Source organism: Thermoclostridium stercorarium subsp. stercorarium DSM 8532 (assembly GCF_000331995.1).
Taxonomy (GTDB): domain Bacteria; phylum Bacillota; class Clostridia; order DSM-8532; family DSM-8532; genus Thermoclostridium; species Thermoclostridium stercorarium.
The window spans coordinates 2,051,165-2,063,620 of sequence record NC_020134.1; the positions used below are offsets into that span (position 1 = coordinate 2,051,165).

At 43.8% G+C, this 12,456-nt stretch carries 10 protein-coding genes; 1 reads left to right on the forward strand and 9 read right to left on the reverse strand.

All coding sequences use genetic code 11. The features are described from left to right. Positions 1 to 132: 132 nt before the first annotated feature. A complete protein-coding gene (locus CST_RS08780; protein ID WP_015359532.1) occupies positions 133 to 900 on the forward strand; it encodes a stalk domain-containing protein in 768 nt (255 codons plus the stop codon). A gap of 278 nt (positions 901 to 1,178) precedes the next feature. On the opposite strand, the gene CST_RS08785 is transcribed toward CST_RS08780, so the two are convergent. From CST_RS08785 to adhE, 9 genes are all read right to left on the reverse strand, one after another. Then, positions 1,179 to 2,405 carry an NAD(P)/FAD-dependent oxidoreductase gene (locus CST_RS08785; RefSeq protein WP_015359533.1) on the reverse strand — a complete coding sequence of 409 codons (1,227 nt, stop codon included), beginning with the start codon at positions 2,403 to 2,405 and terminating at the stop codon, positions 1,179 to 1,181. Positions 2,406 to 2,569: 164 nt separating this feature from the next. Then, complete coding sequence (locus CST_RS08790) at positions 2,570 to 3,631, reverse strand: hypothetical protein (RefSeq protein WP_015359534.1); 1,062 nt, start codon at positions 3,629 to 3,631, stop codon at positions 2,570 to 2,572. 312 nt (positions 3,632 to 3,943) lie between these two features. Then, a complete protein-coding gene (locus CST_RS08795; protein WP_015359535.1) occupies positions 3,944 to 5,368 on the reverse strand; it encodes a 4Fe-4S dicluster domain-containing protein in 1,425 nt (474 codons plus the stop codon). 117 nt (positions 5,369 to 5,485) lie between these two features. Continuing rightward, a complete protein-coding gene (locus CST_RS08800) occupies positions 5,486 to 6,658 on the reverse strand; it encodes a SpoIIE family protein phosphatase (protein WP_015359536.1) in 1,173 nt (390 codons plus the stop codon). Next, the gene (locus CST_RS08805; protein ID WP_015359537.1) at positions 6,651 to 8,321 is read right to left on the reverse strand and encodes a [Fe-Fe] hydrogenase large subunit C-terminal domain-containing protein; all 1,671 of its coding nucleotides are present in this window, start codon (positions 8,319 to 8,321) and stop codon (positions 6,651 to 6,653) included. Before CST_RS08805 ends, CST_RS08800 begins: the two co-directional genes overlap by 8 nt. Then, entirely contained in the window at positions 8,293 to 8,589 is a 297-nt protein-coding gene (locus CST_RS08810) for a (2Fe-2S) ferredoxin domain-containing protein (RefSeq protein ID WP_015359538.1), read from the reverse strand. Before CST_RS08810 ends, CST_RS08805 begins: the two co-directional genes overlap by 29 nt. Position 8,590: 1 nt before the next feature. Continuing rightward, complete coding sequence (locus CST_RS08815; RefSeq protein WP_015359539.1) at positions 8,591 to 8,833, reverse strand: (2Fe-2S) ferredoxin domain-containing protein; 243 nt, start codon at positions 8,831 to 8,833, stop codon at positions 8,591 to 8,593. Positions 8,834 to 8,846: 13 nt separating this feature from the next. Continuing rightward, complete coding sequence (locus CST_RS08820; protein WP_015359540.1) at positions 8,847 to 9,596, reverse strand: phosphotransferase family protein; 750 nt, start codon at positions 9,594 to 9,596, stop codon at positions 8,847 to 8,849. A 16-nt stretch (positions 9,597 to 9,612) separates the two neighbouring features. Further along, positions 9,613 to 12,330, reverse strand: a complete 2,718-nt coding sequence (gene adhE, locus CST_RS08825; protein WP_015359541.1) for a bifunctional acetaldehyde-CoA/alcohol dehydrogenase — start codon at positions 12,328 to 12,330, stop codon at positions 9,613 to 9,615. Between the last annotated feature and the right edge of the window lie 126 nt (positions 12,331 to 12,456).

The window sequence follows — 12,456 nt, forward strand, 5'->3', positions numbered from 1 at the left end:
CTGCCGGACATGATAAACAAAATTGCAAACCTTCAACGATTTAAATCCATCTGTGTTGACGAGTCCCAAAATCATTATTAAAAATATTAACATAATAAACCAAAACATAAAATGGAAGGTAGGTGCAGAATTATGAAAAAATTTAGTTTCAAATCCTTCATGTTAGGTGTTTTGGTAACCGTATTGATCGCAGAGTCGGCTTTACCAGGGCTTGCCGCCGCAACAATGAAAACCGCCGAACTGTATTACAATTCCATTAAAGTCAAACTTAACGGTAAAATACTGGATCTGAGAGACACAAAAGGAAATCCTGTTGAACCCTTTGTAATGAATGGTACGACTTACCTGCCGGTTAGAGCAATTGCAGAAGCCCTTGGTTTACCGGTATCGTGGGACGCTGAAACCCAAACCGTCGTATTGGGTCAGGATCCGGAGTATAACCAGCCCGCCGCGTGGCTTGGGGATTTAAAAACTTTTACGGGAGAACACAGATATTTCGTGAACGATTCGGGTATATATGAAGGTATCGATTTTATGGCAAATGACGGCTCCACTTATGAAAGATATTGGTATCCTGACACTAAAGAAGTGATCTATTTGTTGAACGATCAATACAGCAAATTCACCGGTACAATTTATTTAACTGAAGATGCAAAAAATGCCATACAAGGATTTAAAAACGGCAGATCAAGATATTTAATCTATCTTGACGACAGGCTGGTTTACACTTCCGATGAAATAAAACCCGGAAGCCTTCCCTGCGAATTTTCCATTGACGTTACCAATGCATATAAAATGAAGATTGTCCATCAATGGGATCATACTGGGTATAGTGGTTTTTACAATAGCACTGACGGAGCATCTTCAACACCAATCGGAAATCCTGCGCTTTGGAAATAAATCAGACTCAGTTGTTACAATCCTTTCCAATACATATGCCTGAATAACGGAATGCAAAAAATACTCTATTCCTGTGATATCACCGGAAGAGAGTATTTTTTGTTTTCGACCCATTTGCTCAATTGCCCCTTTTTCCCCTATGTTTTTCAGTTTGTCCATTACATCTTCCATTAAACCGAACAGGATAATACTATATAAACATAATAAAACCCCCGCGAGTGGAGGTTTTATTATGCTGCCCTTTGGAAAAATTTCGGTTTAAGCATCACACACCGTAATCAGTTATGCAGAATATTATTGACAGCCTCGGCACTTACTTCGGTCATGAGCATGGCCTGAAGTTTATTAAAAGCTTTTGCAGGTTCACCGACAAGCATAAACCCGACAAACAATCCATTGCGGAAAATCAGCTTTGAATAAGAAAAAGCCTTTTTGTCTATTTTCCGTTCTGTTTTATAATCCGCCACTGAATTTCCAGAGCGGGCAATGCCGGTATCTCCTGAACAAACAACTCTCGTTCCCATAGTGGCAAGAACATAAGGAACATCGGCTGCCTTGTATATGGCATTTCCTCCAGCGGCATTGGTTCCGGCAACCTGTCCCTGTTTGCCTGCCACCGCCCACTGTCCGAACCATTTGCCATTGACGCTTGCCACATCTCCTGCTGCGTATATATCCTTAATATTGGTTTCCATTTTCTCATTAACTTCAACAAAACGGTCCATTATAATGCCACAATTCCGGCATAAATCAGTGTTTGGCGCAACGCCAACCGCCACTATTACAATATCGGCTTCAAGCCGTGTGCTGTCGGTCATACGCACACTTTTAACATGCCCTTTAATATCCCCTTCAAAGCCTTCTACGGATTTTCCGCATAAAACCGATATTCCAAGGCTTTCCACCTTATTTCTGAATACCTCGGATCCGTCTTCATCAAGTTGTTTGGGCAAAAGCCTCGGCATGGCTTCTATCAGTGACACGCCGATACCCGTTTCGGAAATTTTGTATGCGGCTTCAAGCCCAAGCAGCCCGCCACCGATGACAACCGCTTTTTTTGCACCCTGAAGGCTTTCGTTAATACCGGCTATGTCTTCAACTGTCCATACCGTATGGATTCCTTTAAGCTCTTTACCTTTAAATGGCGGCATAATCGGCGTACTGCCTGTGGCAAGTATCAGGCTGTCGTAATGATACTCCCTGCCGCTTGCCGCGATTTTTTTCTTTCCGGGGTGTATTGCCGTAACTTTTGCTCCCAGTTCCACCCTGATCCTGTTTTTTTCAAACCATTCCTCACTGTTGAGCTTAAGTTTGTCATAATCAATGTTTTTACCAATATAATCACATAAGCGCAGCCTGTAGTATGGCAACCTGTTTTCGGCACAAAACATGGTTATTTCGGCGTCCGGGTCCTGGGCTCTGGCTGCCTTTGCGGCTGAAAAACCCGCAGCTCCGTTCCCTGCAATCAGGATTTGTCTTGAACCTCCTGAAAAACCCGCACTCATAATTATGGCCTCCGTAAACATAAATTATCGTTAAATTAACAATATCATTGTATCACACCGGAACAGGACCGGGGCACACAGATGTGAGCAGGATCAAAAAATTGCTGCTTCCGCTGATCTTTATATTTCGCATAAGAGTAAAATCGCATGCATTGCGAAAAATTTTATATATAATTGTAAGCTACCAGCCATACTATTCCCAGAATTAACAGCTTACCGAATAAACCCACTCCTTTGGCGTCAAATATCATTCCCTTTGTAGTGGCTATGGCAATATACAACGCCCAGAAACGTGTACTTATGGGCTCATGCGTAATTGCAGCGCTGATGACGATATTACTAATTAAAACAATGACAAGAATGTTGGTAAGTATATTAGACAGGCTTTTCCCCTTCAGGAAATTTGTAAGATTAATCTCAAAACCGTTATATGTTTTTCGCCCACCGATCGGTTTTTGAAGATACGGTGCTTTTACTTTTCTGCGAAAAACAGACGTATTACCATGATTTTCATAACCGGTGTATCCATGTTCATAACTCTGATAATCGGTGTATTGATTATTTCCATGGGATTCCTGTGTGCCCTGTGAATTTTCATCCTGCAGTAATGCGGGTAAATTAAATGCTCCTATGGTCATAAGCAAAATGAAAAGAGAAATGAACCAATGTTTAAATAAATTCCCGGTAAATAACAGAATTAATAAAACCAAAACGCCTATAAAACCAATTCCGATGAACAGTGACGAAGCTTGCATATTATATCCTGGATTATCCCGGCTGTTAAGAGCGTTACCGTCAGGAATATCAAACTGCGAAAAATTACTCCCCTGAAAAGGCCTGGAATTTGTTTCCTGTGTTCCGGCACCGGCGATTCTTGTTTTCAGAAAATCTTCAAAGGTAATTCCTATGTCGAACGTTCCATTGGGATATGTATTAACAAAGTCTTCAATATCTTTCCTCGTTACTCTGTAACCGTAATTCCTTTCAAAATTACATCCGGGGGCATATTTCCCGCTGTTCTGTCCGAAAAAGTTGTAGCACCTGTGGATTAACGAAACCTTAAAGCTATAGTTTTCTTCTCCGAATACCATACCACCTACTTCTTCCATATTGTATCTGCGTCCGTTTATACCAATTAAATAAGCCTCCATGCTGTCTATTTTTTTCTGCACGGGCAACTTTTTAAACTGATAGAACTCTTCCTCAGTGATTTTATTGTTCATCATACTACACCACTCCATAATGTTTTTTTACCTTTGTCCAATACCTGCCTTCCAGTCCTGCAGTCGTCATCGCATATAACCGTCTTCGTAATTAATTTCCCTGTTTTCTTTTATCCCTCTTAACCATCTCCTTCATAACCGGGGTTTGTCATTAATCAAGACCTGCTTATCTCCCGTTTAATATATTTAATATAAACGTATATCGACAAATATCGACCTGTTCTATATTATTTATTTTTAACTCAATATTCGGCCAATTTAATTAAAAAACCACCCTAATCCGGGTGGTTTGTAAACTTTGCAGTATTTTACTGTTTATATCAACACCGATATTGCATCTGAAATGGTTTTTTCAAAGGCCTCCCTACCATATTTATCAACCTCGGCCTTATCTTTCTCGCCATGCGTAAGGCAACCGGCACCGCCGATACACCCGCCTACGCAGGCCATTCCTTCAATGAAGTTCGCATCTGACATGTTTTTGCTTTTTTTCATCAGAGCAACTTTGCATTGTTCAATGCCGTCACAGATGCTTGATTTCAGTTCAAAGTCCGTAAAGCCGTGCTCTTTCAGCCCTTCAGCTATCGCATCGGTAAGACCTCCGCTGCGGGCAAAAATTCTGCCATAATACGACGCATTGTCCAGAACATCCTCAGGCAAAGTGGTAATGTCAATATCTTTGGAATCAAACAGCGCCTGTAATTCCTCAAAAGTTAAGACAACATCCACATAAGGTCTGACACTTTCTTTTTGAACTTCCGCCTTTTTGGCGGTACACGGGCCGATGAAAATCACTTTGCAGTTTTTCTCGCGTTCTTTCAAATACTTTGCAATAGTTGCCATAGGCGAAAGATTATGGGAAATGGACGGGGCCAGACCCGGGAAGTTCTTCTCCACATAACTGACAAACGCCGGACAGCAGGAGCTTATCAAAAATCCCTTCTCTACAAGTTCCCTGCTTTCGGAATAAGCCACCATGTCCGCTCCCAATGCCGCTTCAATAACAGTATAAAAGCCGAGTTCTTTTAACCCCGTAATCACCTGACCGAGTTTTGCGTAAGTAAACTGGCTGGAAATTGACGGAGCCACTACCGCATAAACTTTGTATTTCCTGTTGTTATCGCTTTTCTTTATAATATCAATCGCATCCAGAATATAAGACTTATCCATAATCGCGCCAAACGGGCACTGATACACGCACGCACCGCACGCAATGCACTTTTTGTTGTCAATGGCAGCGGTTTTGGCCTCGCTCATATGAATTGCCTTTATTTTACACGCATTCTCACAGGGACGGCGGAGGCTGATTATGGCGGAATAAGGGCAAACCCTCGAACATGCGCCGCATTCCCTGCATTTAGTCTTATCTATATGCGCCACATGATTCTGGTCAAAATAAATAGCGCCGAATTTGCAGGCATCCTCACAGCGGTGAGCAAGACATCCTCTGCAGGCGTTAGTGACTTCGTAGCCACCCATCGGGCATTCATCGCAGGCTATCTCAATGACTTCAATAACATTCGGATTATCCTTGTTGCCACCCATAGCCAGCTTTACGCGTTCCGCTACAATTGCACGCTCTTTATAAACACAACAGCGCATGGTCGGTGTCTTTCCGGGTATAATCATTTGCGGAATATCCATCAGGTTTTCAAGCAAAGTATCGTTCCATGCGAGCCGTGCCACTTCCTTCAAAACCTTGTATTTTAAATGCTGGACTTTTGTATCGAACTTCCGCATTTTTTCACCTTCTTAAAACCAACTGACTTTTCAGGCAATACCCGCTGTTTCACGCAGGCATACGAATTTAATCTTAATATCAAAAATAATTTATGTCAAAATGTAATTTTCTCCTTCTTAAAAATAGCATACTTTTACACGCTTCCCCATTTGTCTCAAACACGCCGACAATTCTTCCACAAGGTTCATTTTTATGTTGAAGGTAATCGGCAAATCGGGATTTTGATGCGCCGGGTTGACGGCCCTTCCCACAAAAAAATTGATATCAGTTGCCTCCTCAAACAACATCCGGCAAATCATAGAAGCGCCGTCACGTTTAAATGCCCAGTGTTCATACAGTTCGTTTTTTCCCAACGCATCTTTGGCATATTCAATCACCCTGCTCATGGTTATAACTCCTTCGGTAACCAAATCCACACCCTCTATTTCCGCAACAGGCGGAATGTCAGCGCTTTCAAAGTTAAGGCTTGTCTTTACTTCCTTACCAAGATATTTCGCCGCTATTGAAGCGGTTGTACCGCCACAGATAATATGCTTTCCTTCCTTGGAAAAAAACAGGGACATCATCCGGTCACAATCATCCCTGTTGCGCGGGGGGCCAAAAAGAACGTTCATAGGCTCACGTTTACGCACTTTCACCACGCACGCGGTCGCATCATCACCGGGACGTTTGCCGTACCGCTTATTACATTCATCCACCAGCATTGTGGCAAGGTTTTTCGCAGTGTGACCGGCAATATACACGGTTTTCATGAAATCCGCTATGTCTTCCCATTTCCACCCGAAATTGAAAGCACGCCCGATACCGGCATGAGGACAACCGTCACTCATCGCAACCATGCAGTCATTTTCCTGCAGCTTTATGACAGATTTCAGAATTTTCTTGTTGTCAATATTAAGTTCCTGTTTAGGATAGTGGAATATCTCACCGTTCCGGATAAAAATGACATCAGGATTATCATATTGAATTATCTCCACCGTCTCATTCTCAATAAGATGTAAAATAGTAAAGGTGGAATAAGCAACCCCTCTGACGGAACAAATCGGTAAAGTGGCGGCAATTGTGGAAACACATTCTTCAAGGCTGAGACCCTCTGCCAGCATGGTAGATATAATCCTCGATGTAAGCGTGGAAAGAATGCATGCTTTCACCCCGCTGCCAAGCCCGTCGGCAAGCACTATTACCGTTGAGTTCTCGCCATGCTCGATTACATCAACGTGATCGCCGCAAAGCTGCTCGCCCTCGTGGTTGATACTTTTATAACCGATATCAACACACAGGTTATTCATTAGTGATCGACTCCTTCAGCTTTGTAAGTGCAATCTTGGTCTCTGCCACAGTCTCACCCAGTAAAGACGCAATTTCCTGCACAATCCGCATTTGCTTATCCACCACTTTGTCCGCGATTTCTATCGTCTGATGGGTGATACTTTCCTTCCTTGCCCGCTGGTTTTCTTCCTCGGTGACATCACGAAGAATGCAAAGAATTTGCCGGTATTCTTTATCATAGATAATGGTTTTTTCCACATATTTTTTGTACTCTGCCAAATATTCGCGCTTGTCACGAATACCGGTTCCTTCCGTAAGCACCGTCAAAAAGTCACCGGGGTCCAGCACCCGCACGATTTGATCGCCCAGAATATCCGAAGCTCTGCGCAGATTTAATATTTTCAGCGCCGCATTGTTTATTTGCTGAACTTCAAGCTTTTCATTCAGCACAATAAGCCCATTGGGAATATTCCTTGCAATCGTATCCGAAAAATTCTCCGCCTTTTCCTTCAAAAAAGGCAGACACATGGAAATTTCAGCCTTTCCCTGGCAAATGGCTATGGCTTTTTCCCTGCAGGTGTTGTAACCGCACGAACCGCAATTCAGTTCGTCAGACGGCTTCATTTTTCCCATTTGACGCAGTGTATCCAGAATTTCTTCTTCGGTGGGCTCCCTGAGCCTCTGTTCTATTATTTCAAAATCCTTACGGATTTCCGCCCGGGAAGGCTGCTCCACCAAAAAATCCTTTTTCCCTGCATATCTTGAGATAACGGCAAAATCCCTCACCGGTGAACGGTGATGTTTTTCCATAACCGGTCCGCCTATACAACTGCCGGCGCATGCAGACATCTCAATAAAGCAATGGTGAAGATTGCCCTTTTCAATATCCCTGAGAGCGGCAATACAGTTTTCGGCCCCGTCAATGGCCATGTAAACATATTTAGGATTTTTCTTATCCATGGTTTTGAGAATACCGCCGGTTGTCGGAAAAAATCTTGCCCGGCTGTTTTCATTCGAATCGGTTTTCTTTTCCAGTGTAATATTTTCGGCTTTCAGCCATGCCGTCAGTTCGTCAAATGTCAGTACGGCGTCCACAATGCCCTTGTATTGCTGCGCCTCATCCTTTTTCGCAACGCATGGGCCGATAAAAACCGTTTTGGCATTCGGAATACGCTTTTTAATATCTTTACAGTGCACCTGCATCGGAGACATTATATCGGCAAGGTAAGGCAAGCAACGGGGAAAATGTTTCTGAATCAGCAAATTTACCGAATGACAGCAGGAAGTTATGATAATATCCCGTTCCTCATCTTTTACCAAACGTTCATATTCCCTTTTTACGATGGTTGCTCCGATAGCGGTTTCCTCCACATCATAAAATCCAAGCTTTTTAATGGCTTCACGCATGGCTTCAATACCCACTTCATAATTTGCGACAAAGGACGGGGCAAGACTCACCACAACAGGAGCACCGCTCTGTAACAGCACTTTGACCTTTTCGGTTTCATCCACAATTTGTTTCGCGTTCTGCGGGCATACAACAAAACACTGCCCGCACATAATGCATTCATCCCCGATAATATACGCCTGATTTCCCGAAAAGCGGATAGATTTTACAGGGCAGTGGCGAATGCATTTGTAACAGTTTTTGCAGTTAGATTTTTTCAGCGTCAGACATTCCATTCCCCAGACCCTTTCTTTCCGCTTCTATAGGTTTTAACACCTTTTCAGTAAAAAAATCCTTAAAATTTTCGGTCGTAATACCTGTATAAACCTCGTCATTCACCGTAACCGTTACACCTATACGATTACACTTGCCGGTGCAAAAGCTGCCGGCAAGTGTAATGTCATCTTCCAACTTATGTTCCGCTATGGCCGTCTGAAACAGTTCAACAATTCGTTCGGCTCCCTTCAGATAGCAGGAAGATCCAACACAAATCTGAACAATCATCTCATTCCACCTGTTTTAAAATATTCTCATTAAAAAACTCATCCAGTGTTTCGGGAGACACGGAACAGAATTTGTCATCCACGGTAACACAAACACCCTGCTGGCATTTGCCCATGCAGAATGTTCCGCCGAGCTCCACCTTATCGCCGATATTGTGTTTGCGTATCAGATACTGCAGCCCTTCAACCACCTGGCGAGAGCCTTTTATGTGGCATGAAGAACCAATGCATATTGTAACTTTCATATATCCTGTCCCCTCATTCATAATCTACGACATTAATCCATGAACATAAGAATTCCCGCTCTTTGGCATTGCCTTTGGCTAACTGGGAGGCTGCCACTATAGGCATCCACTTTTGCACATATTCCTTTTCGGTATTGCTTTTCGCGCAAAACAGCTCGAGATATTTATTGGCACCGTCAATATCGCCATTCAGCCAGAATAAAAGATAAGTCCTTGCAGCGTCGGCGGAGGCGTTGCCCTGGGTCGCATGAGCCCAGTCCAGGATATACGGCGTACCGTCCTCGGTAATGACGATATTGGACGGGTTAAAATCACCGTGGCAAACTTTGTTGTGTTTTGGCATTGCCTCCAGCCGGGTTTGCAGATCATAACGCACGGTAGCCGGGAGATCGGTTTCGTTGATTTTATGGCTCAATTTGTCCTTAAGTTTATTTAATCCCGGACAGACTTTACTGTGCATTTCAAGCTGCAGATCAACAAACAAATTCAAATACTCATCTTTCCTGTCAGGATTTTCTTCCATTAACCGCGCCAACGTTTTCCCTTTAATGTATTGCGAAACAATTGTCCAATTCCCGTCGATAACCGTAACTTCAAGAATTCTGGGAATATTAAGCCCGGTCTCTTCAACGCGCGCCTGATTCAGTGCTTCGTTCAGCACATCGGCTTTCGAATAGGTTTCGTCAAACACTTTAAGAACGCGTTCTCCATCACGGTAGACTGTTTTATTGTTTCTTACCGCAATGATACGATCTGCATTCATAAACACTGCCTCCGCCTCATGCTCTCTTCGCTCCGACTCTGGCTCTCAGATACGCCTTTTTAACTTTGTTTTCATCCTCTGTCCCGGCGATATCCGCTTCATTTGGCTTTTCTTCATCGACAAAATGTTTTTTGCCGTAATAAGCATTCAGATACATTTGCCTTATTTCGCTCATCAGCGGATATCGCGGATTGGTACCGGTGCACTGGTCGTCGAATGCCTGTTCAACCATCTCGTCGAGGCGTTCCAGGAATTCCTTCTCATTTATGCCATACTCTTTGATTGATGACTTGATCCCCACCCTTGCCTTCAGATCATTAATGGCTTTAATGAGATTTTCCAGCTTTTCATGATCGTTTTCGCCGCCGAGATTAAGCGCCTCAGCAATTTCGGCATAACGTCTTAAAGCGTGCGGGTATCCGTATTGCGGGAAAGTTCCCATTTTGGCCGGTGCTTCCGAAGCGTTGAAACGGATTACTTCTTCTATCATAAGCGCGTTGGCAATACCATGAGGCAAATGATAAAAAGCGCCCAGCTTATGTGCCATGGAATGGCAAACACCAAGGAAAGCATTTGCAAACGCCATACCTGCAATGGTGGCGGCATTAGCCATTTTTTCACGTGCTTCCACATCGGTCTGACCGTTATCATAGGCGCGGGGCAGGTATTTAAAAATCATCTGCAGAGCCTGTTTCGCCAGTCCGTCGGTAAAATCAGTGGCCATAAGAGAAACGTACGCCTCAAGCGCATGGGTGAGGGCATCTATACCTGCTGCGGCGGTAAGGCCCTTGGGAGCACTCATGTGAAAATCCACATCTATAATTGCCATGTCGGGGAGCAACTCGTAGTCTGCGAGGGGATATTTTACTCCACTCTTTTCGTCGGTGATAACCGCAAAAGGAGTTACTTCGGATCCGGTACCCGCAGAAGTCGGTATTGCAACAAAATACGCCTTTTCTCCCATTTTCGGAAATGTATAAACCCTTTTCCTGATATCCATAAAACGCATAGCCATGTCCATGAAATCAACTTCGGGATGCTCATACATTACCCACATGATTTTCGCGGCGTCCATCGCAGATCCGCCACCGAAGGCAATAATGGTATCGGGCTGGAAGGCTCTCATCTGCTCAGCTCCCGCTTTTGCGCAGGAAAGCGTCGGATCGGGTAAAACATCAAAAAACGTTGTATGTTCAATGCCCAGTTCGTCAAGTCTGTCGGTAATGGGCTTTGTGTAACCATTGTGATAGAGGAAGCTGCCGGTAACTATAAAAGCGCGTTTCTTACCCATGACGTATTTCAACTCATTAAGGGCTACCGGCAAACATCCCTTTTTGATGTATATTTTTTCGGGAGCGCGGAACCACAGCATATTTTCCCTTCTTTCAACAACCGTTTTGATATTAAGCAGGTGTTTTACCCCAACATTTTCGGAAACCGAATTTCCGCCCCAGGAACCACAGCCAAGAGTTAACGACGGCGCAAGCTTAAAGTTGTAAATGTCGCCGATAGCTCCCTGAGAAGACGGAGTATTCACAAGTATACGGCAGGTCTTCAAACGCGAAGCGAATTCGTCAATTTTAGCCTGTTCGGTGGTTACATCCAAATAAATTGCTGCGGTATGACCGTAACCTCCGTTGGCAACCAAACGTTCGGCTTTCTCAAAAGCGTCATGAATATCCTCAGCTTTATACATCGCAAGGACAGGTGACAGCTTTTCATGGGCAAATTCTTCCGACGGGTCTGTGCTGTCAACTTCTCCGATGAGGATTTTTGTGCCTACAGGCACTTTCACACCGGCAAGTTCGGCAATTTTGTATGCCGGCTGACCAACAATCTGGGCATTTAACGCGCCGTTGACAAAAATCGTCTTGCGTACCTTTTCAATTTCATCTTCTTTAAGGAAATAGCATCCACGGGCCGCAAATTCAGCTTTTACAGCGTCATAAACATTCTTGTGAACAATTACCGATTGTTCTGATGCGCAAATCATACCATTATCAAACGTTTTGGAATGAATAATGGAGTTCACGGCAAGGACAACGTCGGCGCTTTCATCAATAACGGCCGGAGTATTGCCAGGCCCGACACCGATAGCCGGTTTCCCGGAGGAATAAGCCGCCTTCACCATACCGGGACCACCTGTGGCAAGGATAATGTCTGCTTCTTTCATAAGCAGATTGGTCAACTCAATGTTCGGCACATCAATCCAGTCAATAATCCCTTCCGGAGCCCCCGCGGCAACGGCAGCATCCAATACGATTTTTGCCGCAGCGATGGTGCATTTTTTAGCTCTCGGATGTGGGCTGATAATAACGGCATTGCGTGTTTTCAGCGCGATCAGGGTTTTAAAAATTGCCGTGGAAGTAGGGTTAGTGGTAGGAATAACAGCGGCAATCACACCGACAGGCTCGGCAATTTTTTTGATACCGTATGCCTTATCTTCTTCCAAAACCCCGCAGGTTCTTACGTTCTTATACGTATTGTAAACATATTCGGCGGCATAGTGGTTTTTTATAACTTTATCTTCCACAACGCCCATACCGGTTTCTTCCACCGCCATTTTCGCCAGCGGAATTCTTGCCTGGTTTGCGGCAGTGGCAGCAGCCTTAAAAATTTCATCCACCTGTTCCTGGGAATAGGTTGAAAATTTCCTTTGCGCTTCCCTTACCCGGGCAATGACTTTCTTTAACGCGTCCACACTGTCTACAATCTTTCTTTCTTTGTTTTCCATATTCCTACCTCCAGTCTAATTTCCAATTTTTAAACAATGTTATTTTTTTAACAAATTTATATCTGTTATAATTTTAACAAACTTATTTTTGACTGGGTATTGCCTTTTTTTCAATTCAATATTGCA